This is a genomic window from Brevefilum fermentans (assembly GCF_900184705.1).
GTDB lineage: Bacteria > Chloroflexota > Anaerolineae > Anaerolineales > Anaerolineaceae > Brevifilum > Brevifilum fermentans.
The window spans coordinates 1,953,138-1,978,957 of record NZ_LT859958.1 but is presented as its reverse complement, the minus strand read 5'-3'; the positions used below and the strand labels follow the sequence as shown (position 1 = coordinate 1,978,957).

Below are 25,820 nucleotides of genomic sequence, written 5' to 3'. Positions count from 1 at the left end.
TTCTAACTAATCTAATTACTGAATGAACTCAGGGCAATAGGCGCCTGAGGAGATCCTTAATTTTTATGGACCACTCGCCGGTCTGCTTCGGTCGTCTGCGGTCGCTATACTGACTTGATTCAGCAATGAGCAAGGCCCACTCTAAGAGACCAACACTGGTTGAAAAAGCCGGTGAATTAATTTGGTCTACAAGCCCCACCAGGTTTTGAGGTTGGGCAATGCGGGCGGGCAACCCCATGACCTGGGAGGCAAGCTGTCGAGCTCCAGGGAGAAGGCTTGCACCGCCGGTCAGCACCACGCCTGCCGGCAGAAGTCCGTCATAACCTGATCGCCGTATCTCCTGTAATACCAGGTGGTAGATTTCTTCCATGCGAGCCTGTATGATCTCTGCCAGATCCACCCGATTGATTCGGTCAGGTGCATCACCACCGAAACTGCGGATGGTGAACTGCTCTTCGGGGTTGATGGCGTCTTTTTGGGCATGACCGAATTTCAGTTTAATTTCCTCTGCCTGGGTAATTGGCAGTCGTAAAATATAGCCAATGTCTGAGGTGACGTGGTCTCCTCCAACAGCCAGGACCATGGTGTGCCAGACATCACCATCGATGTAAATAGCCATGTCTGTTGTTCCTCCACCGATGTCGATCACCGCGACCCCCATTTGGCGTTCGTTTTCTGTAAGGACAATCTCGCCAGAGGCAAGGGGGTTGAGAACGAACTGAGAAATTTCTATCCCCGAAGCGGCAACACATTGGCGCAGATTTTCCATGGTAGAAGAAGATGCGGTAATAATGTGTGCCTCAACTTCCAGGCGGTAACCGTGCATACCAATTGGGGTGCGAATTCCGTCCTGGCCGTCAATGATGAAACTGCGTTGAATGACATGGACGATTTCTCGGTTGTGAGGAATAGCCACTGCCTGGGCTGCATCCAGTGCGCGCTCAATATCTTCACGATCAACGACCCCACCGGAGATGCCAACAACGCCGCGACTGTTGATCGAAGATACATGGGATCCAGCCAGGCTGACAAGGGCGGCATTAATCTCGAAACCCGAGGTGCGTTCCGCTTTTTCAACCGAGCGAGATACCGCAAGTGATGCCGCCTGCAAATCGACGACAACGCCTTTACGAAGCCCCTGAGAAGGCTCAATGCCCACGCCGAGGATGCGAAGATCACTGCCATTTTCCACCCTGGCAACCAGGGTACAGATCTTACTTGTTCCGATGTCTATTCCGACAATAATTGGCTCGTCCATAATTACTGCTCCATTCGGTAAAAAGGTGCATGAATGAATTCCAGACTGATCAAAGCCGGGGTGATTCCCTGTTGATTCAGCACTGATAAGATGTTTTGATATTCCATAAGCTTTGAATCGATGTTGGTCGTATCCTGGCCAAAATAAACCATCCAACCCTGTGGATCGTGCCAACCCAGACCGAATTGAGGATGATATTGGAGTTGGCTGCCTTCAGGGACCGTTGTTGACAGGGAGATGATTGTTTTAACGAATTCTGCCGTGGTACGGGGTGTTCTGTTTTCAAAATGCTGGCTGAATTCGCCCGTATCAGCGTCAATATCCGTAATAAAAACTTCAGGCTCTGGGGGAGGATCTCCGACAGCAATGACCCTGTGGAATATCTCTGCTTCGCCAAAAATGGGGAAGACTACGCCTTCCGCGTCAATCCACATTGATGAACCCTCCTGTTCCCAGAGGATGATGGGCTCTCGTTCTTCAACCTGAATGGTAACCCTGGCAGGAAGGTTGACGGTTACCTGTGCACTGCGAATGGCCGGGAAATTGGCTTCAACTCGGTCTTTGATACTTTCGGGTTCAAGGGTGATAATCGACTTGCCAACCAGGTCTAATTGGGAAAGAATGACCTCGGCACTCAGGCGTTGAGCACCTTTGAGGTTGACAGCGGTTACTTGAAAGGTATTCAAGCTTGAAAAACTGATCACGGCTACCAGGGAAAGCAGAAAGATACCTCCTGAAATAAGGCGCCAACCGAATTGCAACCTGGGCAAAGCCGGAATCTGTAATTCTGCCCCCTTCCTTTTAAGAGGAATCGTGGTGGTATGTTTCTTGCGGGTGACCACCGGAACTGTTCTGGTGCTCCTGTGCGTGACAGTTACATTTTTGGGTGCCGGCCTGCGCGTGACACTACTCCCAAAGGGAACCCTGGGCGTTTCTTTGCGGCTTTTCTGCCGGCGAGCCCGGACCTGCTCTGCCCGGCTCATTTCGGCCTGGCGACGGTTAGCCATATTACCTCCTGAACTCCCTTTCTGTTCTGTCTCGTTGAACTTTTCTTTCAAGCGCTAATTCGATCAGCGTTTCGATCAGCGCCGGGTAGGATAAACCGGATGCCTCCCAAAGTTTGGGAAACATACTGATCTTTGTAAATCCAGGAATGGTGTTAATCTCGCTCAGGTATACCTGCATGGTTTCCCGATCAATCAAAAAGTCGACCCTGGCCATGCCTGCACAATCGGTTGCGGTGTAAGCTTTGACAGCCAACCCCTGGATTGTCGCCACCATTTCAGGCGACAAGTCGGTTTTTGTCACCAGTTCTGCGGTATCGTTGATGTATTTTTCAGCATAGGTGTAAAAAATATCCTTGGGGATGACTTCGCCAGGTACGGATGCTGATGGATTCTCATTACCGAGGACGCTCACTTCGATCTCTCGTGGGTTTTGAAGTCCTTTCTCCACCAAGATACGCCGATCGTAACGGCTGGCTTCCATCAAACCCTTCAGCAGGTCAGTGCGATCCTTGCATTTGCTGATGCCAACAGAAGAACCCAGGTTAGCGGGTTTGGTGTACAGGGGATAATCAGCAATGGCTTCCGCGGTTTGCAGGCAAGCGGTGATGTCTTTTTCAAGCTCCATACGATTGAAGACATGAAAGGGCAGGATCGGTATGTGGTTGGCTAACATGACATTTTTGAACAGGCCTTTATCTAAGCACACCGCTGACCCCAAAACACCAGCGCCAACATAGGCAATATCCGCCAGCTCAAACAAGCCCTGCAGGGCACCATCTTCACTGAATGACCCATGCATTACCGGAAAGACGATATCGAGGGGTGAGAGCAGTGACATCTCGCCATTCCGGACGGTGTAGATACCGGGATTTTGCGGAATGGGCAGGAAATAAGCTGGCGTCAGGTTCGATAAATCCTCATCTTTTAACTTGAACCACAGGTCATCTCCGACAAACCACTTTCCCTGGCGGGAAATGCCGATTTCGATCACATCATATTTTGCGGTGTCAATCACCGAAAGCACTGAACGCGCGGACATCAGGGAAACCTCATGTTCCCCGGATCGCCCACCGTAGATAATGCCGAGTTTCAACTTTTGACTCATTAACTAAAATCACCTAAAAATTCGATTTCGGGCTCTAAAACAACCCCGAATTTATCTGCAACCGTTTCTTGTGCGAGCTTCATTAACTGGTAGATCTCCTGAGCGGTTGCACCTTCCAAGTTAACAATAAAATTAGCATGGATGGGGCTGATGATCGCCCGACCAATGCGATGACCTTTTAACCCAGCCGCCTCAATAAGTCTTCCAGCGGATTCACCGGGCGGGTTTTTAAACGTGGAACCCATTGATGCACCAGGTGGTTGAGTTTCTTTCCGATGGACCTGATAAGCATCGATCTTTTCCCAGGCTTCCTCACGGCTTGTTTGGACAGCATTAAACGTGGCTGAGAGGATCACCGCGGGAATCTTTTCGCGCTTAAACACGCTGCTGCGGTACTGGTAGTTCAGCTTTTCAACAGGCCAATCGCTTACGCCCTCAGTTTTGTGCAAGATCTTTGCCATTTTCAAACAGCTTTGAATGCTATTACCATAGGCGCCGGCATTGCCATAGACTGCACCGCCCACCGTTCCCGGGATCGGTGCAGACCATTCCATCCCGCTGATCCCCCGTAAAGCGGATTGCCTGGCAACGGTCCCGAGGATTGCACCCGATTCTGCTTCGATATAGGGTGAGTCGGAGTTGGTTTTAATCCTCACATTGTGTGCACGATTGTGAACGACAATGACGTCTAAACCCTTGTCGCTAACAAGGATATTCGATCCACTCCCCAGAATGATGAAGGGCATTGACAGGTTCCAAAGCATTTGCGCACATTCGGACAGTTCTTCTTGCGTGTGGGTGGGGATGAGTGCGACGGCAGAACCGCCAACCCTGGCCGTGGTGTAATTGGCCATGCTGATATTTTCGTGCAGCCTGGCTCCGAAAGCCGCTCTCAGTTCATCCAATTGATGTGGTTTCATCGGTTCATTTCCTGACGAATGATTTCCTGTTGTTGTAGATTCTTCAATAACTGTTGGCTGAGCTGAATGGCATCACCAGCAGAAAAGACGATCACAACATCGCCGTGCGCCAGGTTTCGGGTCAAATTCTCAGCAGCAAGGTCAAAGGTTGAGGCGTAGGTGGCTTTATTCGCCGGGAAAGCCGGACAGAGATCTTCTGCTGATATGCCGGGGTCAGCTTCCCTGGCGGCAAAGATTTTCAAGATGAGCACCTTATCAGCCAGGTTGAGCGCGTCGACAAAGCGATCCGCCAAAGCTTGTGTCCTGCTGAAGGTATGAGGCTGCCAGACAGCCCAGATGCGATGTTCTGGGTAACGAGAATGGGTTGCTTCAAGCGTAGCGGCAATTTCAGTGGGATGATGTCCATAGTCGTTGATGATGGTGACGCCATCTGCCTGACCGATGACCTCGAATCTTCGCCCTGCACCTGTGAACTCCCGGATCGCCTGTTTCGCTGCGTTGAGAGATACGCCTGCTTGGTGCAGAACAGCCAGGGCTGCGGTTGCATTAAGGACATTGTGACGCCCGGGTAGAAGCAGATTGAAGGTGCCGAGGTTGGTTTTATCACCCATGTGATCGCGGAACATTAATTCAAACTGAGGATATCCGTTAATAAAGGCGATATTATCGGCAAAATAATGAGCCTCGGAATTCGTGCCATATGTCCAAATTTCAGCGTCCAGCCTGGGCATATCTGACAAAAGAGACCTGACGCCCGGATCTTCGCTACACAGGATGATCTTGCCGCCTGGTAGAACGCAGCGGGTGAAGGCTTTGAACGCGTCCTGATATTCGGCTGCTGTGGCGAAAAAATCAGCATGCTCGTGCTCGATGTTGGTAATCACAGCAATTTGAGGTGCAAGACCAAGAAACATATGATCATATTCGTCGGCTTCGATTACAAAATGAGATCCAGTTCCTGCGTGGGCATTGGATCCAAGCTGGTTGATCATTCCACCTGAGATATAGCTGGGATCCAGCCCCATTTGATGAAGGATCCAGACCAGCAATGCGGTGGTGGTCGTTTTGCCATGGGTTCCTGCGACGGCCAGCGTCAGCTTGCCAGCGGTCAACTCTGCAAGATATTCCTGACGCTTGATGACAGGAATGCCCTTGGCGAGGGCAGCAACCACCTCCGGGTTTTCATCGGGGATCGCTGATGATCGAATCACGAGGTCAGCGCCCTCGATGTGCTGAGGCGCATGCCCGAGAAAAACCCGGGCACCTGCATCTGTGATGGCACTCAGCATTGAAGTGCACTCGCGGTCAGAACCGCTGACCGCGAAGCCCTTTTCCAGCAGGATCAGGGCGATCGCCGAGAGTCCTGCTCCTCCAATGCCGATAAAGTGAACGTGTTTCATCAGATAAACACCACCAATACAAGCACAAAAGCAACCGCAACCGCAATGTAGATCAGGGGCACATTCAGCCATTGCGGAGGTAAAAATTCGATCAATCGGACAGCACTCTGACCGGCCTCGGTGATCGTATCCGGTGGAGTGATCCAAGCAAAAGGATATCCAGCCTCCATCAAGTAAAACCAGGCGGTGCCAAAGATCATATACCCGTTGAACGCGCCAACCACGGAGCCCAATAGAGTGTCCTCAAACCGATCCCGGACGAATTTTCCGGAGTTTATATTGCGTGGGAATTTCGGTGATTGATACCCGAAAAAGACCATCAGAATTAAAGTGACCAAACGGACCCAAAACTTCGATTCGGTGGTCATGCTTTTCAGAATTGGAACGAAGGTTTCCAAAATTGTAACCAGGAACAGGGCTACGATTACGCCAGACGTCACCAGGACCTCTTTAGCCCAGCCACGCATAGCACCGATCAGGGCAAACATGATCACGTAGATCCAAAACAGAACGGAAAGGCTGATCATCGTAGTGAACCTCCGTTGTTAGTTCCGATCATTTCTTGCATTAATGCAGCGATTTTTGCAGCGGAATTCGGCGTAGCTAAAGCCGACATTGAACGGCTCATGTCGGAGAGTTTCGACGAGTCGGAAATCAATTCGACAATTTGATTAAACAGGTCACGTTCAAGGTCTTCATCACGCACGATGACAGCAGCACCACGCTCAGCCAGATAATTGGCATTTATTTGTTGATAACGCCAGGCATAAGGATAAGGGACGAGGATTGCCGGCAAGCCGAACAAGGGATAATCTCCGAGCACAGAAGCACCCGCCCTGGAAAGGATCAGGTTGGCGGCTGCCAAGGCTGCGCCCATTTCATGGAGGTAAGGAAAAGCCCGGTAGCGTTTTGCCTGGCTGTTTGTCAGGTTGCGGGACTGCGAATCAATCACCTCCCAATCCAGGTGACCGACGAGATGGATGACCTGCATTTTTTCAAGCAGCCTGGGGAGGATGTTCATAATAGCCGTATTAATTGAACGAGCACCTCTACTTCCGCCCGTTACTGTCAGCGTTGGCAAATTGGGGTCAAAGCCGAACTTATCCAGGGCTTTTGCTCGATTCCAATCTTTTAATTCCTGGCGAACCGGGTAACCCGTGACGGTGAGTTTCGATGGGTTTGAAAAGTATTGAGATGAGGCATCTGTTATCAGGGCGATGCGGCTGGCGAAGCGTGCCAGGACTTTGAGGGCTAAACCCGGTTCGATATCGGGGACGAACAATAACGAAGGTCTTCCAATGGCTGCCACTGCCATGGGGAATGCGATATAACCACCCGTAAAGAAGAGTAAGTCCGGTTTAAATTGTTTGAGGATTTTGCGCGATGCGAAAAAACCCTTGATCAGCTTCCAAATATTAATCGGAAGCCTGGCAAGTCCAACGCCGTGCACGCCTGCGGCTGAAATTGAGGTGTAGGGGACCTCATTCCTGGTCACCAATGCCTCCTCCATGCCGCCATGTCCACCCACCCAGAGGACCTGGTTCTTTTCAAGCTCGAGGGCTTTAAGGACGGTTATGGCGGGGTACACTCCCCCGCCCGTCCCGCCTGCGCAAATCAACAACCGCACTGCGTGGACTCCTTTCGGATGTTTTTTGTTCAAAGGTCGCTTTCGAAACATTCAAAATGATGCCAATTGACGTGAGGGTGACAACAAGGCTGGAGCCACCCGCGCTGATCAACGGCAAGGCGTTACCGGTGAAAGGGACCAGACCCACCAGTACTGCCATGTTGAGCAATGCTTCCAGTCCAATCCAGGCTGTCAAACCGAAGGCCAACAGGGAGCCCAGTTGGTCAGGCGCATTCTTTGCGATCACCAGACCGCGCCAGATTAACAAGACAAACATGGTTACCAGAAATAAGCCACCCAGGATGCCAGTTTCTTCAGCGACAACTGAAAAGATGCTGTCGGTTGCCGCAAGCGGTAACCCTGTGAATTTTGTTTCTGCATTGCCAAGACCTACACCTAACCATCCGCCTTTAATCACGGCTTCAAGGCTGCGCTGGATGTGATAACTGCTCTCGAGAGGGTTGCTGAGTCCCGTAAGGTATGAACTCATACGATTTCGACCGGTTGAATAGAGAAACATGACCGGTAAACCACCAATCAGCGCAATGATCAAGATAATCAGGATGATTTTCCAATCACAACCTGCCAGGAAAAGGAGCATGATGCCGAGAATCAAAACGGTAACGGCAGCCGAGAGGTCGGGTTGTAGCATGATCAAGGTGGCAGTGACACCGAGGATGATTCCCATAGGGATCAACGCTGCCTGAACGTCGTTGAGGGAATCCTTGCGGCGATAGAGCCAAAAAGACAGGTAAATGATAATGACCGCTTTAGCCAGCTCTGAGGGTTGGATTGAAGACCCGATTAACATGCGCGTGTAGTCTGGGCTTCCTTTTTCGTTGACAATCAATACTGCCAGTAAAGCGATCAAGGTGATGACACCCGTCGGCACAAGGAGCTTTCGATAGCGATGGTAATCGAAAAAACTGGCTATGATTGCCGTCACAGACCCCAACAATACCCACACAACCTGCCTACCAAAGATATAGGTGGGTCCCTTGCCCATTTGAATTGAAAAGTCCCAACTTGCAGAATAAACCATTAATAAGCCAAAAACAACCAGGACGATCACGATTAAAAGCATTGGCACATCAAAGGGCAGTTTGATGGACTGAAACTTGCCAGGTTTATCCGCTTTAGTTACGAAAGTTCCTTCACCCATTGTATAAATCGCTTTCCACGTTCTTCAAAATCAACAAACTCATCATAGCTGGTGCCACCCGGTGAGAGCAAGACAACATCACCCGGCGATGCGTATTCAGAAGCTTTGATGACAGCATCTTTTAATCCCTGGCAGAGGTCAACGGTAAAAGGCTGCGTTCCAGGTGTTGTTTCATTCACGGCGTCTTTGATCAAGGTCGCTGCTTCGCCAAATAAGACCAGGTGATCCACTTTCTTGTAAATCCATTCAGCCAAATCCTTCCAGGGCAAGTTTTTATCCCTGCCGCCTGCCAGCAAGATAATCGGTTCGTCAAAGGATTGCAGTGCAGCGATGGCTCTTTCGGGCGAGGTTGCGATAGAATCGTTGTACCAGGCAGCGCCGTTCCAATCACGGACGTATTCCAGCCGGTGGGGGACCCCTGTAAACTCGACAATGCCAGCATATATCGCCTGTAGCGAGAACGCGGCCGCGGCTGAGATGGCGATGGCAGCCAACACATTCGCCAGGTTGTGGCTCCCGCGTAAATTGACCCGGTCGACCTCGACGATTTTTGCAACCTGCCCACTCGCCTGCAGATAGAGCTTTCCACGTTTGAGGTAGGTGCTATCCTGATTGTCGTGGGGCGGATGGAAGCCAAAGGTGATCAATCTTCCCCTGACCTCAGAGTAGAGTCTGCGGGTGTGTGGGTCATCTCGGTTCAACACGGCGATGTCCTGGGCGGTTTGATGGGTCAGGATGTGGGATTTTGCAGAAATATACTCCGCCATGGTTTCGTGCCGATCCAAGTGATTGGGGGTGAGGTTTAAAATTGCTGCTATCTGAGGAGAGCGAGTCATGATTTCCAGTTGGAAGCTGGATAACTCCATCACTGCAAGGTCTTCGGGATGCATTTGGTCGAGGTATTGGATCAGCGGATTGCCAATATTGCCGCCCATCCACGCTTTTCTACCCGGTTTTTTGAGGGAAAAATGCTTTTCAGCGATCAATCCAACCAGGGCTGTTGTCGTGGTTTTTCCGGAAGAACCCGTGATTCCAATCACGGGGCACGGCGTTTCTTCGAGGAAAATTTGTGAATCATTGGAAATGGGAATTTTCCGGCGGGCAGCCTCTAAAACGATTGGCAGGTTGAGGGGAACACCGCCTGAAACACACACAAGGTCTGCCCCGGTGAGGATTTCAAGGGGATGTCCACCTGTGACCCAGGTGATATTTTCCGAGGGCAAAGACTCGCGCACGTTTTTCAGAGCCTCAGCAGAACGCTGGTCGTTCAGGATCACCCTGGCGCCTTTTTTTGCAAGATAGCGCGAGAGGGCGATGCCCTGGCGGGCAGCTCCGATCATCACAACCTGCATTCCGTCCCATTGACGCATGATTTACTCCACAAATACCAGGGCAATGCCCAACATTGTAAAAACCAAACTGATCAGCCAGAAACGCTGAACAATCTGTGTTTCACTCCAACCGATGAGTTCAAAGTGATGGTGCAACGGCGCCATTTTAAAGAAGCGCTTGCCTTTGGTTACCTTAAAATACAGAACCTGGATCACAACACTGACGACTTCGCTAACGGGTATCACTGCCAACAGGGGAATGAGGACCCAGTAACCGGTCATCAGTGCAACCACACCCAGGGTGGCGCCTAAAGCCAGCGAGCCAGTGTCTCCCATGTATAAATTGGCCGGGTGGACGTTAAACCACAAAAAACCAAACAGGGCACCCACCAGTGAGAAGCAAAAGCGTGCCAGGTAGTTTTGTCCTTGAATCACAGCGACCAGGCCAAAAGCAGCAAAGGCTGTGGCAGCGATCAAGCCAGCCAACCCGTCCAGGCCATCTGTAAAATTGACAGCATTGGATGTGGCAACGATGATGAAAACCGCAACGGGGATATACAGCGGACCGAGCGTTAAGGGTTGCTTGGCAGTGAACCAGATCATCTGAGGTACATTGAGAATGTCCCGCAGGACAAACGCGATCACAATCGCAAACACAACCTGGATGGCAAACTTGACACTGGAACGCATCCCCAAGCCTTTGCGAGACCCTCGTATTCCCTCCCAATCATCAATCATGCCTAAAAGGCCATAAGCCCACAATGTCAGCAGGGGTAATAATACCGATCGTCCCAGCAGGTCGAAGCCAAAGATGGAGACTGCATTGAAAAGAATGGTCAGCAGGGTAACCGGGATGAGGAACATGAAGCCACCCATGGTGGGTGTGCCCATCTTTTGTTGATGTTGGTCAACTTCTTTTTGGATGACCTTACCGACACGCCAGGCTTTCAGCAAACGGATCAATGGTTCCCCCCAAATGATGGTCATCACAAAACTGAGACCGCTGATGGCGATGGCAACGGGGCTGTTTTCCATTATTCTCCTCCCGCCAGGGTTCGAAGGATGCGATCCATACGCATACTGTTGGAACCTTTAATCAAAACTCGATCGCCCGGTTGGATTAACCCGCAGACATGTAGTGCTGCTTGCTCTGAATCGGCGAACCAATGAATACGATCTTGCTTGAAACCCCGATCAACGGCAGCTTCGGCAATCATCAATGTCCGCTCGCCGACCAGGATCAGCACATCAGCCGCGTTTACAACCGAAGCCCCAACAGCGTAATGACCCGCGCGCTCATATTGCCCTAATTCCAGCATGTCACCGAGAATGGCCACCCGTCGATCGGAAAAGGTTTGTAAAAATTCCAGAGCTGCTAAGGTTGAGGCCGGTGAGGCGTTATAGGTATCATCGATGATGACGGTGCCATCTGCCAGGGGAAGCGGGTGTAAGCGCAAATCCAATTGGCTGTTGGCCAGACCGGTTGTGATCATCTCCCAATCCAAGCCTTCGGTTAAAGCGACAGCCGTCGCACACAGAATGGTGTAAACTGAAAAGGCACCCATGAGAGGGGAGTGAACGGGATGGTCTTCGCCCTGGTAGGATAGAACGCAGGATAGACCTTCCAGTTCATGGGTTTGGATGTCCCTGGCCATCAGGTCACTTTTCTCATTGACCCCATAGGAGAAAATTTTTGCGGCGGTTTTTGAGCGCATGGCGCTCACGCGTGGATCGTCCATGTTCAGAATAGCCACGCCATCCGGTGCCGGGGGCAGGGCTTCGACCAACTCTGCTTTGCCCCTGGCAATATTTTCTTGCGAGCCGGCTCGTTCAGCGTGAACAGTGCCGATATTGGTGATCACACCAACTTGAGGTTGAGCAATATCGCAGAGGAGCCGGATATCTCCCGGGACATAAAATCCCATCTCCAGCACGGCACATTGATGGTGAGAATCCAGCTCGAGCAGCGTAAGCGGCAAACCGATCACATTGTTCCTGTTTCCCGGGTTTTTGAGCACCGCAAATTTTTGTGAGAGCAGGACTGCGGTGAGTTCCTTGGTGGATGTTTTTCCGACACTTCCGGTGATCCCGATAATACGTATCGGGTGTTCTTTGCGCCAATGGATTGCGATCTGATGTAGGGCAGCCAGGGTGTTCTCCACCCGCAGACACACCGGTGCCGTGACTTGGTTAAGAAAGTGGGGCTGAAAATATTCAGCACGTAAATCGATGACGTTCAGTCCTTCGGGCAGGTCTTTTTCAACCAATGCGATTTTTGCACCGTTGTCGAAGGCAGCTTGTACATAATCATGCCCATCAACGTGCTCACCCGGGAAAGCGATGAACAGACTGCCCTCGCTTGCCTGGCGCGAATCAATCACCGCTTTGGAGACGGGGATATCCAACTTTGGGTTGGTCTGGCCGGTTAGGGCGTAAAGGATGTCCTTCAAGTTAATCACGGATGCCATCATCATTCATTCGCCTGCCGGTTCCGAACATTGTCCGGTGGAATTCTCATTAAAACGACCAATTTTTCGACGACGTCTTTAAAGATAGGTGAAGCTACTTCCGACCCCCATTGGGAGATGGTGGGTTTTTCAATCCATACATATACGACAAATTGAGGATCATCTGAGGGTCCCCAACCGACAAAAGAGGCGTTGGTCAGGTTGCTGGTGTATCCCAATTCGGTTGGAATTTGTCCTGTCCCGGTCTTTCCAGCAACCCGGTAACCATCAACCAGAGCTGCAGAGGATTCCTCTTCAAGAGAGACAGAGAGCATTTCGGTCAGGTCTCTGGCGGTTTGGGCTGAAATCGGGCTGTTGATCACTTGCGGTGAGACATTGTATTGCTGTCCTTTATCGATGACCGCGCGCACAACGTGGGGAGTCATCATGAGGCCATCGTTGGCTATCGCTGATACTGCAGTCACCATTTGGATTGGCGTGACGGCAATGCCCTGGCCAAAGGAGTTTGCGGCTAAATCCATGGTCATCCACAGGTTGCTATCGGGCAAGCGGAGCGGGTAATTGGCTTCATTAGCCAGGTCGATCCCGGTGCTTCTGCCAAAACCGAAAGCCTGCAAGTAATCGTAAAACAACTCCTCACCGAGCAAATCAATGGCAATATACGCCAGGCAGACGTTTAATGAATGGCGCATGCAGCCGGTCATGTCCTGGAGACCCCAGGCGCCGTAATTCCAGTTATAAATTGGCCAGGTGTTTTCCACCCAATAGACACCGGATGCATCGTTATAGGTTGTGTTCACATCTGCGACCCCGCTGTCCAGTGCAGCAGCCATGGTAATCACCTTGAAAACAGAGCCTGGTTCGTAAGCGGTCCCAATCGCCCGGTTATAAGGGACGATGCCGGTAAACGTTTCCCCATACTTCCAGTATTCATTAGGGTTAAAAAACGGTGTGCTGGCCATCCCCAGGATCTCACCGGTTTTGGGGTCAGCAACGATGATCGTTCCGCCCTCAGCACCTGACCAATCGATGGCGTCCTGCAATGTCTGCTCGAGCATTTTTTGTATTTCACGATCGATAGACAAAATCAGGCTGGCGCCCGGATCGATTGCTGGTAAGGCTTCCACCAGGTTCGGGTCATTGGGCAAGAAGACCTGGACCGGTTTACCGGTCAGCAAGCGGTTGTAGGCGCCTTCCACCCCATAAGCGCCCTGGGCATTTTCTCGCGTGAAATAATCGTAAAACCCCAGCACATTGGCAGCCAGAGTGCCTTCAGGGTAAGTGCGCTGCTGCATGGGCGCCCATACCAGGCCGGACAAACTGGGCTTAAGCGTTTTTTGTTCCTTGCGTCGTTCAGCATAGCTATTCTTAAGCTCGATGAGCTCTTCGATTTTGTCTTTGCTGACGTAACTTGAAAGGACAAAATACCTGTATTCACCAGCCTGTTTTTCGGTGCTGGCCAGTCCAAAAACATAAGTGTAATCCAATCCGTCCAGCAGGGAAGCGGCGGCAAAAGCGATCGAATCCGGATCGGTTACATATTTTAAGTCGATTCCGACCTCGTACCCAATCTGGTTGCCAGCCAGGATGTTGCCCTTTCGGTCGTAAATATTGCCGCGTGGAGGATAAATTGTCTTGCTAACGCCCTGATACTCTTCTGATTTAGCGATCAGCTCCTGTGCATACGAGGTGTAATTGATGCGGACCATTTGAATCACCGTCGCCAGACCAAAGATGGCGCATGCGATGACGATGATCAGGTAGCGTTGGTAGAAAGGGGGTTTCATGGCAATAACTCTCCCTCAACCAGGTGGTCACTTGAAGGTGACTGCCAAATATTTTTAATCAACCACTGCCAGAGCGAGGTCTTGTAAGCGGACAGGATCATCGGGGTTTCTGAGATCGTGTTCACCCTGGGTGGCGCAAGCTCAAGGGCGGCGCGGGGGTTGTAGCCCGGGACTTCGAGATAGATCGCGTCGTGGGGGTTTAATGGCTTGAACCCCATCGCCTCAGCTTTAGACAGCATGACTGCGATAGATTTTGTTTTAGCTAAATCGGAGGTTAGTTCAGCGATTTCATCGTTGATATTGCTGATTTGATACTCGAGAAATTGGATGCTTCGCCCCGATGCAGCAGCCTGGGCACTGATGCTCAGGTACAAACCGATGATGGAAGCGACCAAAACCAACCCGAGCAGAAACAGGCCAATCCATTGGATCTGGATTCGCCAGGGGGCTTGTTTGTAGGCTTGTAGTAGGCGGTTCTTCATGTTATTTGCCTTGCAATATTCATGCCTTTTTGATCTTTTCAGCAACTCGTAAGCGTGCACTGCGGGCACGCGGATTTTCCATAATTTCCTGAGCACCTGGTCTGATCGGTTTCCTGGTGATGATGTTGATCGACGCAGAATGGTCACAGGTGCACACCGGTTGTTCAGGTGGACAGATGCAATCGCTGCTTTCTGTCTTGAAAAACTGCTTGACGATCCGGTCTTCCAGAGAATGAAAGCTGATCACAGCGATTCTTCCACCGGGAGCAAGAATGTTTACCAGGCCGGGCAAAGCCAAGGTAAGCTTTTCAAGCTCTGTATTGGTTGCGATCCGCAGAGCCTGGAAGGTACGGGTGGCAGGGTGCAGACCGGCTTCATAGTACGGCACCGTTGCCTCGATCACAGCAGCCAGGGCACGTGTGGACTGAATCGGTCGGGCTTTGATAATGGCACGAGCAATGCGGTTGGCAAAACGTTCTTCGCCATATTCGCGCAGGATTCTTGCGAGTTCTTCCTGGCTGAGGGAGTGGATCAACTCTGCTGCGGTTGGGCCTTCACCCTGATCAAAGCGCATATCAAGGGGGCCATCCTTTTGAAAAGAGAAACCCCGACCGGGTTGATCAATTTGCATCGATGACACACCCAGGTCTAACAGGATGCCATCCAGATGCGACCAGCCCAGGCTTTTGAGAATCTGCGGTGCCAGGTGATAACTTGCCTGCTGCAGGACAACGCGGTCTCTATAGATAAAGAGACGCTGGCGAGTGATTGCCAGCGCCTCCGGGTCAAGGTCAAGACCGAGCAGCCTGCCTAGGGGCGCAGATATTTGTAAGATTCCCTCAGCATGCCCACCAGCGCCAAGTGTGCCGTCAAGATAATTGCCGCCACTGACCGGTGCCAAAGCTTCCAGGACTTGATGGTAAAGTACTGGTAGGTGGGGAAATGAATCACTACAGACAGTGTTCCCACCCATGTTAGAACCGTTCATAGTAGGGTTGTTAAATCCAGGGCACTGAAGCGTTGTTCATTCGCTTCGACGTCATTGAGTGCATTCTGTTGATCTTGCCAACGTTCAGGCGTCCAGATCTCAAAGAATTCACCCATACCGACCACCATGGCAGTTGTTTCGAGGTTTGCAGTCTCTCGAAGAAAGGCAGGGATTAAGATGCGGCCGGCGCTGTCGAAATTGATCTGCTTTGCATTGGAGAAAAGAAGTCTGCGAAGTAAACGACTGTTCGGTGATAAAAAGCCAATCGACCGAAGCTGTTCGGATAACCTCTCAAACATCTGGATGTGAAAAGCCTGCAGATTGCCATCGAAGCCCTGCGTAACATAAACGGAATCACCTAAGACCTCTCGATATTCTGAGGGGATGGTGATGCGTCCTTTTTCATCGATGGTATGTTCGTACCTGCCAAAGAAATTCACGCGATCTCTCCTGATTCTCGTTTCACACCGAGACTTCGATGCTCCACTTCATACCACAATTCTCCACTTTTAACCACTAGTGGCTTCAGTATAACGGAAGTATTTAAAAAAATCAAGGGGGAAAATTAGAATTTGATTGAAAAATAGTTAAAAAATGTCATGAAAGATCGAGTTTTGTGCATGGTGGCTTGACAAGCAGTGCAAATTCTACTTTGTGTTTCCATTAAAAACGAATTATACTTCAAAAAACCCATATTTTCTTTTCAGGAATTATTGACAAAACACTTATCATACCTAACTTCTCCAATGCAAAGTTTCAATCCGTTCATACCTTAATTCGTGTTTATCCAAAACCGTTACAACCTTACGATGTACAAAAATGAAATCAGTACAATGCGCATGAACCGGATTTTCTGACGGTTTTCAAGTTGTAGGCATGTATGCAATTTGATCGAGTGAGAGGATCTCTGTGACTTGTCACGGCAAGAAGATTTGCATCAGGCAAGCCAGAGACTTTGCAGATCTTTGAAATTTGACACGCATATGTTTCTCCTGAATTCTAAAAAAAATGCGTCTATAGCTGTGTTTTCATTCGGAAGCGTTCGTGGAATAGCTAAGATGATGCTGGTATTGCTGAACGGAGAAGATCGCCAAAGTATGTTATTCCGGGTTGCCAGAGTACAATTAGTCTTTGCAGAAATGGTAGGGTTCGATTTCCCTTGATTATTGATGATCTGACCGTCAATATGGCGCTTGTTCTGACATATTAAAACTTGAAAATCATGAAACTCAAACAACTATTTTCAGATTGTGACATCAAGGTTTCAGAAGAAGCTGGGATATTGGATATTACTGGCATTGCTTTCGATTCAAGGAGCGTGAAGCCAGGCAATATTTTTGTTGCCCTTGCGGGCAACATCGTGGATGGCCATGATTTCATCTCTGATGCTGTGAAAAATGGCACCTCAGTTGTTGTTGGTGAACGCCCAGCGGTGTCAATGCCTGCTTTTGGCGCAACAGCTTATTATCAGGTTCCCAACTCGCGTCAACTGTTGAGCAAAATTGCTGCAAATTTTTATGGAAACCCGGCCAAGAAACTAACGGTCATCGGTGTCACTGGCACTGACGGGAAAACCAGTACTTGCAATATGATTTCTGGATTGCTCAGAAAAGCCGGGTTTAAAACTGGCTTGTTAACAACCATTAATGTCGATATCGACCATACAGTTGTGGATACCGGTGTTCACGTGACGACGCCAGATGCAGTCTCGGTACAATCCTATCTTGCGCAGATGGTCGCTGCGGGTGTTCAATATGCAATTATTGAGGCAACCTCACATGGGTTGTCTCAGTATCGCGTGAACGATTGCGAATTTGACATTGGCATGATCACAAATGTTACTCATGAACACTTTGATTACCATAAAGATTTCAATTCATATCGAGAAGCAAAGTCACTTCTTTTCAGGTTGTTGAATAGAGAATCTGGAAAAGATTTCCAGAAATACGCCATCCTTAATGCCGATGATCCATCCTATGATTTCTTCAAAGACCAGGCATGCGTAGTTTCTTACTCTTATGGAATTAAAAACAGCGCAGATTTTTTCGCGTCAAATATTGTTTGTGTTGATGACCATTATTTGTTCACTGTTAACATGCCAGGTGGGAAGAAGATCGAAATTAAATCAAAATTGATGGGAATTCATAATGTTTACAATGCCTTAGCAGCGATTGCTGTAACCTACTTGCAAAACATCCCAACACAGTCGATTAAGGATTATTTCTTGAACCCGGATATCCTCCCCGGACGATTTGAGGAGATCGTTTCAGGTCAACCGTTCAGGGTGTTTGTGGATTACGCCCATACGGAAAATGCGTTGCAAAATGTTCTGGACCTGGCAAATCAAATTAAAAAGGGACGATTGATTTTAGTCTTCGGATTGTCGGGGGGACTGAGAGACAAATCTAAAAGGCCCGGTTTAGGCCGGATCGCTGAATTAAATTCAGACCTGGCAATCATCACCGCGGTCGATTGGTACCCTTCCGAACCCGTAACTGAAATCATAGACCAAATTGCTGAAGGCTGTATTGCTGCAGGTGGCGAGGAGAAAAGAACCTTCGTTAAAATACCTGACCGGGAACAGGCAATTGCGTACGCGATCCAAACAGCGAAAAGCGGAGATGTTGTTGTCATCGCGGGGAAAGGTCATGAAACATCATTAAGTATTAATGGTGTGGAATATCCCTGGAATGAAGTTGAAGTTACCAAAAGTAAAATTAGAAAATTTGCTCAAAATGATCAATAAAAAAGTCGTTGAATTCTCGAAACTCTTTAATCAAATGCCTAATGCTCCATTTTTATATGGACATGTTTTGAAGAAAATTTTATTGATGCTTAATGACCTTGGTATCAGTTCTGTCAGCTCAAGACGCGACTTGTATAACGGGAATTATTCCTTTGACGAATATTGTTTGTTCATCAAATTTCGACGAGGAAATCCTCGCTATCCGCTGATCATTGATACCCACATCGACCATCCAGGGTTCGTTATCGGTAATAATGGTATTGGTGTCGCTTTTGGGAGTGTTGGGTTCCACAGGCTTGAGAAATTGCTGGAAGTATCACCACCAGAAATTGATATTTTTTCAAACCAGGGCGAATTGGTTTCCACTAAGAAAATCACCAGGTTTCATTACGCAAATAAACCCTATATTTATTTGGAAGACAATCTTGGTATTCCTAATAACAGCCATGGGATTTGGCATTTACCCGAATTTTCAGAAGATGAATCCCATTTGTACATGAAAAACGCTGACAATATGATTGCCACAGCGGTTGCGTTTGCAATAATCGATGATATTGTAAATTCTCCTAAGGTTTTCAGGGATGTTGATGTAACTTTTATTTTTACTTTTGTAGAAGAAGTGTTTGAAATTTCTGCGAATCATGTCGCTATTAAAAAGAACACGCCCTTTGGAAAAATTGATCCCGAAACAAACATTTTGGTGTTAGAGAGTATGCAGTCCGTCCCGCTGCACGCTGATGACATCATCCTTCAAAACAGGCTTGATTCAGAAAGCTTGAAAACCTTGCGGCTCAGCGATGATAACACTTTCTATTCACCTGAATTGAGGGAAGAGATATTTAGCCAGGGAATGGTCAATCGAATATATTCTGATGTTGGATTGGCTCAGCCTAACTATGATGATGGGTTGCAGATTAAAATCAATGACACAGATTGTGTCTATGGGACTTTCTTTCCGGATCAGGACAACAGGGCTGAAGACTTGCTTCTCCAGGTCGTTGAAACTGAAAGAATTAAAGTTCAACACACGGTGTCCGGGGGAGCATGTAATGGCACTGCTTATTCTCTTTTCCCAACAACCAGCAATATTGTGACGCTGAACATTCCCAATCCACTTAAACATAACATTGGAGAGAATGGCGAGATTGTTCTTGAGAAAATTAAAAAACAGGATGTCCAGGGTATGTATGAAGCATTGGTTGCGGCGATCAATTTCCAGGAGGCTACAATCCCGAATAGAGGCATTTCAAAAATGCTGAAATCTTCAAACCTGGCTTATGATTCTGCTGTTTTAAGGAAGCTTCAAATTGAGAGAAGCAACGTTACCTGGGGAGCCAAAAGGAGACTGGCTTTGGGTAAATATTTTCCAGATCATCTGACAGAAGATTTATTATTCAAGTCCAGGGGGTTAGCAGCAAGAGTACGAGAAAAACTGAACATCATTTAGGGGTGTGTGGCGTTCTGTTTCCTTTGGGGAACATGTTTTTCCCAAATTATTATTTAATGATTCTCAATCACTGCAGAAGCATGTGTACGATGATCGTTCGTGATCGTCATTGCATGACATGATTCAATAAGGGTTTAACCCGAAATTGTTGATGAACCGCGGATATTCCAGTTTTAGAACATTAAACTAATTGAAATTAAACAATATTCTTATATAGAGACTATTGACAGTTATGGAATACTATGCTATAATGGATCAGCTTGTAAAGAAAGGTTGGTGCGTAAATGCCAAGACATAAGCGTGGATGGTCCATTGAAGGTGGTCACAGACGTGAAAAGCGACGGACGCCCCTGACGGTTGCGCTGGTTGAACCAGCATTATTGTTTTTGATCAACAAGAAAGAGCGACATGGTTATGCTTTAATTACCGCCCTAAAAGAATTGGGAATTACCTCAATTCACCCATCGGTCGTTTACCGGACGTTGCGACATATGGAAGCGTTGGGCTGGATTGACTCTGAATGGGACACCGAAAACGTACAGGGTCCACCAAGAAAAGTGTTCAAATTGAGTGAACAAGGTAAAGCGGCGCACCAAACCTGGCAAGAGGAATTGGCTAAAGCTCAAAAAAGCATCCATATATTATTGGAGCCTGCGAGCGAAAAATGAAAGGAGTTGGATGAGAGTTAGAAAAAATGGTGCTCAGGCGTTTGACCGGCAAGACACGCATCATGCAGGAAGGATTAAACACATGATTGAGAAAAGGAGAGATCGAGTTATGAGAAGAATGTATAGAAAGAATCGGATGGAAGAAAATTTTACTCAACAATTGGAACCGGGCTATTCACGCAGACCGCGGAAATATGCGTATAGCAGGGGCGATTGCCGCAGCTCTCGTCGGAGGATTAATCGGGGTGGACAGATTCATCGCTATGGCGACACAATCGACATGCGTGGGTTTAGAACACATCATTTTGGTCACTATCCCCGTGGACAGAAGGCTTTTCGCGAACGAGCGATTGCGCCTATCTATCGGGAGAAACGGCAATTGGAACATCGCATCTTTCGCCTGCAACAAAGGTTGAGGCAAGTGAATCGAGAATTAGCTGGTCGTGTTGATCGTCGTCATGACCGTGGGGGAATTCGGTATAGAAAACCCCTGAACAGAGAAAAATTTTATTCCTGCTAATCCATTTTTGGCTTGGGGGGAGTAACTTGCCTTGACCGATGGAACCGAGAGGCAATTTTCTGGGTTAAGCCGGTTTCTGATCGATTTTTGAATCAGAAAAAGCCAGACTCTGGTTGACTTCATCCAGCCAAGTGAATATAATAATGTGACCTTGCCCCGGCAGGAAATCCTTGCTGGGGTAGAGTTTTGTAACCCAAACTTTCCCGGTCGCCGGCGGTTGCACGCGGGTGAGACTGGTTAAGTGAAGATTGGAGTAGATAATGAAATTTGTGATTGTCGAACAAGGCGGTAAACAATACCGTGCCTCTGAAGGCAAAACGATCGAAGTCGATCGATTGCCAAATGAGGTGGGTGAGACCATTACCCTGGAAGATGTACTTCTATTTGTCAATGACGATGAAGTCACCGTCGGGACTCCGACGGTCAAAGGCGCAAAGGTTCAGGCGAAAGTGGTTGACCATTTTAAAGGGCGCAAGATCCTGGTGTTTAAATACCGCCCAAAAGAACGGTATCGTGTAAAATCAGGTCACCGGCAGCAATACACACGTTTGCTGATCGAATTGATTGAAATGGAGTAAGAAACATGGCACACAAAAAAGGCGGCGGCTCATCGCGTAACGGTCGTGATAGCAAATCAAAGCGACTTGGAATTAAAAAATTCGGCGGGGAATTCGTTCTTAGCGGAAACATCCTGGTACGCCAGCGCGGGACTAAAGTTCACCCCGGCTGGAATGTGGGTATGGGCAGAGATTACACCCTGTTTGCCACCCAAGACGGTCTTGTCCATTTTGAGACGATGGCAGGTGGACGCAAAAAGGTGCATGTCGTTACCGTTCCAGAGGAAGAATAGCGTACGTTTATTATTGAGAGGATTGTAACGACATCATGAAAAAAGAAATTCATCCTAAATACTATGCTGAAGCGACGGTAATTTGTAGTTCCTGTGGCGCGACCTGGAAGACAGGATCAACCCAACCGGAGATTCGCACGGAAGTGTGTTCAAATTGCCATCCCTTTTACACCGGTCAGCAACAACGGATCTTAGACCGTGAAGGACAGGTTGATCGCTTCTATAAACGACTCCAGGTGCGGCAGGATTATATCGATGAACAGCAAGCAAAAGCTGATGCTAGAGTTTCTCTTGATCGCCCTGTGACAGACCTAAACCTGGGAACCCGGGTGGAAAAGGTGCTGGCTGAAGCTGGCTTGGCTACCGTTGGAGATATTCTCGAGCGTTTGGAAGGCGGATCACAAGCTTTGTTGGAAATTAGCGGATTTGGCCGAAAATCATTAATTGACCTTAAGAAAGCTCTCCGTAATTTTGGCTATCAAATTCCAGAAGCGGCAGAAGAAATTACGATTTAGTCATTTTAAAATCAAAAAATCCGGTAAACTTAACAGGCAGATGAAACCTTCGTCTGCCTGTTATTTTTATTTTCAGGAGTAGGAAATGAAACATCGATTTGGTGTAGTTGAGGTTATTTGTGGGTCAATGTTTTGTGGGAAGACAGAAGAATTGATCCGGCGGTTAACTCGGGCACGAATCGCCAAACAGTCGGTTCAGGTGTTCAAGCCCTGTGTCGATTATCGCTATTCTCCAGCAAAAGTCACCTCCCATTCTGGATTTAATTTTGACGCTCAGCCTGTGGAAAAATCCGAGGAGATACTTCAATTTCTGGAACCGGAGACGACCGTCGTGGGGATTGACGAAACCCAGTTTTTTGATGCAGATATCGTTGGTGTGGTGGAAACGCTGGCAAGGCGCAATCTCCGGGTGATTGTCAGTGGACTGGACACCGATTTTCGCGGTGAACCCTTTGGCTGCATGCCCGAATTGATGGCCAGGGCAGAATTTGTGGATAAGCTGCATGCCATTTGCATGGTTTGTGGCGAGACTGCCAGTCGGACACAGCGGTTGGTGAATGGGAAGCCAGCTCATTATGACGAACCAATTGTGGTGATTGGCGCCAATGAAATGTACGAAGCCCGCTGTCGGACCCATCATGAGGTCCCTAGAGGTGAGTATCCGAGGTAGAACATGCAAGATTATCATTCATTTATTGGCGAAGTACTGATCGAAGAAGAGCAGCTCAAAAAGCGAGTTAAGGAATTAGGTGAAGACATCAGCCGGGATTATCATGGAAAAGAGATATTAGCAATCTGCATCTTAAGGGGCGGTGTGATGTTCCTGACCGACCTGATCCGACATATCACACCACTGGTGGCGATTGACTTCATGGGCGTTTCCTCTTATGGCGCCGGAACGCGCAGTTCGCAAGGCCAGGTGCGAATCACCCTGGATCTGACGACCAGTATCGCCGGAAAACATGTGCTGATCGTTGAGGATATTATTGACAGCGGAAATACACTGGCTTCGGTCATTGAAATGCTGCAAACCAGGCATCCGGCAAGTTTAGAAGTCTGTACACTATTAAATAAAGCGTCGCGGCGGGAGGTGGATATCCCGATTAAATATTGCGGATTTATAATCCCTGATAAATTTGTCTTTGGCTATGGCTTAGACATGGATGAGTTTTATCGAAACCTGCCCTTTATCGGTGTGGTTGACCTGGAAAAATATGAAGCTGGTCTTTGAGCCCCATTACCGGGCGTTGTTGGCGCAGATCAGAGAAGTGTTCGGCACTGAACAGCAGCTTTATCTTGTGGGAGGCGCTGTTCGTGACGTGCTCTTGGGAAAACCGCTGCACGACATGGATTTTGCAATGGGAGGTAACCCAACCTTACTGGCCAGGAAATTGGCGAAACATCTGAAGGCTGGCTTTTTCGTGCTGGATGATGATCGCCATACGGCCAGAGTAGTCTATTATGATTCGCAGGGCCAATTTTTCCCACTGGATTTTGTTCAGTTTTCCGGAATGGACTTGAGGGAAGATTTATTTAACCGCGATTTCACAATCAACGCGATGGCGGTGCCTGTGGATCGATTAACACAGGTTATTGATCCGCTGGGAGGCCAGTCTGACCTGGAGAGGGGTGTGCTGCGGGCGTGCAGTGAACATGCCTTATTCGATGACCCGGTACGTGTCCTGCGCGGCGTGCGCCTGGCAGTTCAATTAGATCTTGACTATGCCCCAGGATTGGAGCAAGCGCTACAGGAAGCCGGTCCCCAATTAACCCGGACCTCGAGTGAACGCCAACGCGATGAGTTCTTTCGGCTTTTATCAGGGACAGATCCGGCGAAAGGCTTGGAACATTTCCGACGCCTGGGAATTTTAAAAATTTTGATCCCAGCGTTGGTAGAGCTCGAAGTGATGCCTGTTGCAGGCGAGCATCCTCAATCGATGCTCAGCCATGCGATCAAAACCGTTGAGAAATATCATGCTTTGTTACATCATTTAAAGCCCGGGACGCAAAGTATAGCGGATATGGATTGGATGATGCAGGGGGTTCGGGACGCTTTAGGCAAGTTTTCCTTGGAAATTGCAACTTACTTTCGTGGTGAAGTGACCCCCGGTCGCGATAAGCTCAGCCTGGCTTTTTTTGGGGCATTGTTGCAAGGATTGGGAACATCAGCAATGAGCACCGGCTCAAAGGAACAACGCATCCCCCAGCGCAATCATCATCTGAAGGGCGCCCAACTGGCTTTTACAATCGCCAAACAGTTGACCCTGAGCACCGCAGAATCACACTGGGTGCAGACCCTTGTTCAGCACCACATGAATTTGCTACCTTATGTTGCAAATCGAAAGATTCCCGATCAGCGGGCGATATACCACTTCTTCAAGCAAACAGGAGAGGTCGGCGTGGCGATTGCCCTGCATTTTCTAGCGGACGCCATGGCACTCAAGGATCACAACCTGGATCAGGAATGTTGGCGATGGTATGTATCGGTTGTGGGAGCCATTCTTTCAGCTTGGTGGGAGAAGCATTCGATGGTCGTTGAACCCAAACTCTTATTGGATGGGTTTGATCTGCAGGATGAATTTGGCTTGATGCCTGGGAAAACCATCGGCACTTTGTTGAGCCAGTTGGAGGAAGAGCAGGCCAGCGGGACCATAAGCAATTCTGACCAGGCCCGAGACTTTATCAGGAAAAGGTTGATTGAAGGGGTCGATTCTGGAGAAAATGATGAAAATTAATGTCAATGATATCACGCTGGGTTTTGATCTCTTGGGTAGGAACTCACCCCCCTTGCTCTTATTGCACGGTTTTGGACTGAACCGCTCAATTTGGCTTGACCTGGTTGAAAACCACCTGGGTAACCAACAGGTGATCATGCCTGACCTGCGCGGGCACGGGGAGAGTTATGCTCCACCCGGACCGTATGCGATGACATTATTCGCCCGCGACATTGCAGTTTTGTTAGAAACTCTGTATGTTGACCGGGCGATTGTATGCGGGCATTCGATGGGCGGTTATGTCGCCCTGGCCTTTGCCGAGCAATTCCCCGAAAAATTGACTGGTTTGGGATTGATCACAACCAACTCCGCGGCAGACACACCTGAAAAACGCGCCGGAAGGCGGGCCTTGATTGATGAAGCTCAGGCATGCGGGTCGCTTGCGGTAGCGGATAACCTGGCGCCCAGGCTTTCGACCAACCTTGATGTGATCAATAAAGCCCACACAATGATCCGTCGGTGTGACCCGACCGGTCTGATTGGCTCGCTGCAGGGAATGGCTGACCGTGCGGATAAAACGGCGTTATTACAGCGGATACGGGTACCAGCACTGGTTGTGGCAGGTGAGGAAGATCAGATCACTGATTTCCAGGAATCCCAGGTCATGGCTGAATCTCTGCCTGAGGGAGCGTTTTTTGGAATGCCGAAGGTTGGCCATATGCCGATGTTTGAGGACCCGGCAGGGTTGGGACAAGCCCTCAGCGAGCTGGTTGAGCGTGTTGAGGCATTTAACGTTGATTGATTTTAAGTTTTGGAGCGCTGTTT

26 protein-coding genes are annotated in these 25,820 nt (G+C 48.9%); 11 read left to right on the top strand and 15 right to left on the bottom strand.

Annotation, left to right across the window (positions count from 1 at the left end; genetic code table 11):
• Positions 1 to 28 precede the first annotated feature (28 nt).
• The 15 genes from ftsA to mraZ are packed head-to-tail and all read right to left on the bottom strand — an operon-like array spanning position 29 to position 15,975.
• The gene (gene ftsA, locus CFX1CAM_RS08630) at positions 29 to 1,258 is read right to left on the bottom strand and encodes a cell division protein FtsA (RefSeq protein WP_087862633.1); all 1,230 of its coding nucleotides are present in this window, start codon (positions 1,256 to 1,258) and stop codon (positions 29 to 31) included.
• 2 nt (positions 1,259 to 1,260) lie between these two features.
• Positions 1,261 to 2,265, bottom strand: coding sequence for a cell division protein FtsQ/DivIB (locus CFX1CAM_RS08625; RefSeq protein WP_087862632.1), 1,005 nt, complete (start codon positions 2,263 to 2,265; stop codon positions 1,261 to 1,263).
• 1 nt (position 2,266) lies between these two features.
• Complete coding sequence (locus CFX1CAM_RS08620) at positions 2,267 to 3,370, bottom strand: D-alanine--D-alanine ligase family protein (protein WP_087862631.1); 1,104 nt, start codon at positions 3,368 to 3,370, stop codon at positions 2,267 to 2,269.
• Complete coding sequence (gene murB, locus CFX1CAM_RS08615; RefSeq protein WP_087862630.1) at positions 3,370 to 4,290, bottom strand: UDP-N-acetylmuramate dehydrogenase; 921 nt, start codon at positions 4,288 to 4,290, stop codon at positions 3,370 to 3,372. The genes CFX1CAM_RS08620 and murB overlap by 1 nt, the downstream gene beginning before the upstream one ends.
• Positions 4,287 to 5,690 (bottom strand): UDP-N-acetylmuramate--L-alanine ligase, encoded by a 1,404-nt coding sequence (murC, locus tag CFX1CAM_RS08610; RefSeq protein ID WP_157891808.1) that lies wholly within the window; start codon positions 5,688 to 5,690, stop codon positions 4,287 to 4,289. The genes murB and murC overlap by 4 nt, the downstream gene beginning before the upstream one ends.
• Positions 5,690 to 6,217 (bottom strand): CvpA family protein, encoded by a 528-nt coding sequence (locus CFX1CAM_RS08605; RefSeq protein ID WP_087862628.1) that lies wholly within the window; start codon positions 6,215 to 6,217, stop codon positions 5,690 to 5,692. Before CFX1CAM_RS08605 ends, murC begins: the two co-directional genes overlap by 1 nt.
• Positions 6,214 to 7,278 carry a UDP-N-acetylglucosamine--N-acetylmuramyl-(pentapeptide) pyrophosphoryl-undecaprenol N-acetylglucosamine transferase gene (locus tag CFX1CAM_RS08600; RefSeq protein ID WP_157891807.1) on the bottom strand — a complete coding sequence of 355 codons (1,065 nt, stop codon included), beginning with the start codon at positions 7,276 to 7,278 and terminating at the stop codon, positions 6,214 to 6,216. Before CFX1CAM_RS08600 ends, CFX1CAM_RS08605 begins: the two co-directional genes overlap by 4 nt.
• A complete protein-coding gene (locus CFX1CAM_RS08595; RefSeq protein ID WP_087863265.1) occupies positions 7,253 to 8,479 on the bottom strand; it encodes an FtsW/RodA/SpoVE family cell cycle protein in 1,227 nt (408 codons plus the stop codon). The genes CFX1CAM_RS08600 and CFX1CAM_RS08595 overlap by 26 nt, the downstream gene beginning before the upstream one ends.
• The gene (gene murD / locus CFX1CAM_RS08590) at positions 8,458 to 9,849 is read right to left on the bottom strand and encodes a UDP-N-acetylmuramoyl-L-alanine--D-glutamate ligase (RefSeq protein WP_087862626.1); all 1,392 of its coding nucleotides are present in this window, start codon (positions 9,847 to 9,849) and stop codon (positions 8,458 to 8,460) included. Before murD ends, CFX1CAM_RS08595 begins: the two co-directional genes overlap by 22 nt.
• 3 nt (positions 9,850 to 9,852) lie before the next feature.
• Positions 9,853 to 10,845, bottom strand: coding sequence for a phospho-N-acetylmuramoyl-pentapeptide-transferase (gene mraY / locus CFX1CAM_RS08585; protein ID WP_087862625.1), 993 nt, complete (start codon positions 10,843 to 10,845; stop codon positions 9,853 to 9,855).
• Complete coding sequence (locus tag CFX1CAM_RS08580; protein WP_087862624.1) at positions 10,845 to 12,284, bottom strand: UDP-N-acetylmuramoyl-tripeptide--D-alanyl-D-alanine ligase; 1,440 nt, start codon at positions 12,282 to 12,284, stop codon at positions 10,845 to 10,847. Before CFX1CAM_RS08580 ends, mraY begins: the two co-directional genes overlap by 1 nt.
• Complete coding sequence (locus CFX1CAM_RS08575; RefSeq protein ID WP_087862623.1) at positions 12,281 to 14,065, bottom strand: peptidoglycan D,D-transpeptidase FtsI family protein; 1,785 nt, start codon at positions 14,063 to 14,065, stop codon at positions 12,281 to 12,283. The genes CFX1CAM_RS08580 and CFX1CAM_RS08575 overlap by 4 nt, the downstream gene beginning before the upstream one ends.
• Positions 14,062 to 14,547, bottom strand: coding sequence for a hypothetical protein (locus CFX1CAM_RS08570; RefSeq protein WP_087862622.1), 486 nt, complete (start codon positions 14,545 to 14,547; stop codon positions 14,062 to 14,064). The genes CFX1CAM_RS08575 and CFX1CAM_RS08570 overlap by 4 nt, the downstream gene beginning before the upstream one ends.
• A gap of 19 nt (positions 14,548 to 14,566) precedes the next feature.
• Positions 14,567 to 15,535, bottom strand: coding sequence for a 16S rRNA (cytosine(1402)-N(4))-methyltransferase RsmH (gene rsmH, locus CFX1CAM_RS08565; RefSeq protein WP_231940978.1), 969 nt, complete (start codon positions 15,533 to 15,535; stop codon positions 14,567 to 14,569).
• A complete protein-coding gene (mraZ, locus tag CFX1CAM_RS08560; RefSeq protein ID WP_157891806.1) occupies positions 15,532 to 15,975 on the bottom strand; it encodes a division/cell wall cluster transcriptional repressor MraZ in 444 nt (147 codons plus the stop codon). The genes rsmH and mraZ overlap by 4 nt, the downstream gene beginning before the upstream one ends.
• A gap of 782 nt (positions 15,976 to 16,757) precedes the next feature.
• Here mraZ and CFX1CAM_RS08550 point away from each other — a divergent pair.
• The 11 genes from CFX1CAM_RS08550 (at position 16,758) to CFX1CAM_RS08500 (ending at position 25,797) form a co-directional block, all read left to right on the top strand.
• Complete coding sequence (locus tag CFX1CAM_RS08550) at positions 16,758 to 18,281, top strand: UDP-N-acetylmuramoyl-L-alanyl-D-glutamate--2,6-diaminopimelate ligase (RefSeq protein WP_087862619.1); 1,524 nt, start codon at positions 16,758 to 16,760, stop codon at positions 18,279 to 18,281.
• Complete coding sequence (locus CFX1CAM_RS08545) at positions 18,271 to 19,728, top strand: hypothetical protein (RefSeq protein WP_162287675.1); 1,458 nt, start codon at positions 18,271 to 18,273, stop codon at positions 19,726 to 19,728. Before CFX1CAM_RS08550 ends, CFX1CAM_RS08545 begins: the two co-directional genes overlap by 11 nt.
• 284 nt (positions 19,729 to 20,012) lie before the next feature.
• Positions 20,013 to 20,396 carry a PadR family transcriptional regulator gene (locus CFX1CAM_RS08540; protein WP_087862617.1) on the top strand — a complete coding sequence of 128 codons (384 nt, stop codon included), beginning with the start codon at positions 20,013 to 20,015 and terminating at the stop codon, positions 20,394 to 20,396.
• A 118-nt stretch (positions 20,397 to 20,514) separates the two neighbouring features.
• Entirely contained in the window at positions 20,515 to 20,916 is a 402-nt protein-coding gene (locus CFX1CAM_RS08535) for a hypothetical protein (protein ID WP_157891805.1), read from the top strand.
• A 260-nt stretch (positions 20,917 to 21,176) separates the two neighbouring features.
• The gene (rplU, locus tag CFX1CAM_RS08530) at positions 21,177 to 21,494 is read left to right on the top strand and encodes a 50S ribosomal protein L21 (protein ID WP_087862615.1); all 318 of its coding nucleotides are present in this window, start codon (positions 21,177 to 21,179) and stop codon (positions 21,492 to 21,494) included.
• 5 nt (positions 21,495 to 21,499) lie between these two features.
• Positions 21,500 to 21,766, top strand: a complete 267-nt coding sequence (gene rpmA / locus CFX1CAM_RS08525) for a 50S ribosomal protein L27 (protein WP_087862614.1) — start codon at positions 21,500 to 21,502, stop codon at positions 21,764 to 21,766.
• A gap of 35 nt (positions 21,767 to 21,801) precedes the next feature.
• Positions 21,802 to 22,281, top strand: a complete 480-nt coding sequence (rpmE, locus tag CFX1CAM_RS11760; protein ID WP_087862613.1) for a 50S ribosomal protein L31 — start codon at positions 21,802 to 21,804, stop codon at positions 22,279 to 22,281.
• 85 nt (positions 22,282 to 22,366) lie between these two features.
• A complete protein-coding gene (locus tag CFX1CAM_RS08515) occupies positions 22,367 to 22,951 on the top strand; it encodes a thymidine kinase (RefSeq protein WP_087862612.1) in 585 nt (194 codons plus the stop codon).
• Positions 22,952 to 22,954: 3 nt separating this feature from the next.
• Complete coding sequence (hpt, locus tag CFX1CAM_RS08510; RefSeq protein ID WP_087862611.1) at positions 22,955 to 23,512, top strand: hypoxanthine phosphoribosyltransferase; 558 nt, start codon at positions 22,955 to 22,957, stop codon at positions 23,510 to 23,512.
• Positions 23,496 to 25,016: a tRNA nucleotidyltransferase/poly(A) polymerase family protein gene (locus CFX1CAM_RS08505; protein ID WP_162287674.1), complete on the top strand. Its 1,521-nt coding sequence runs from the start codon at positions 23,496 to 23,498 to the stop codon at positions 25,014 to 25,016. Before hpt ends, CFX1CAM_RS08505 begins: the two co-directional genes overlap by 17 nt.
• Positions 25,006 to 25,797: an alpha/beta fold hydrolase gene (locus CFX1CAM_RS08500; protein ID WP_157891804.1), complete on the top strand. Its 792-nt coding sequence runs from the start codon at positions 25,006 to 25,008 to the stop codon at positions 25,795 to 25,797. Before CFX1CAM_RS08505 ends, CFX1CAM_RS08500 begins: the two co-directional genes overlap by 11 nt.
• The last annotated feature ends 23 nt before the right edge of the window (positions 25,798 to 25,820 follow it).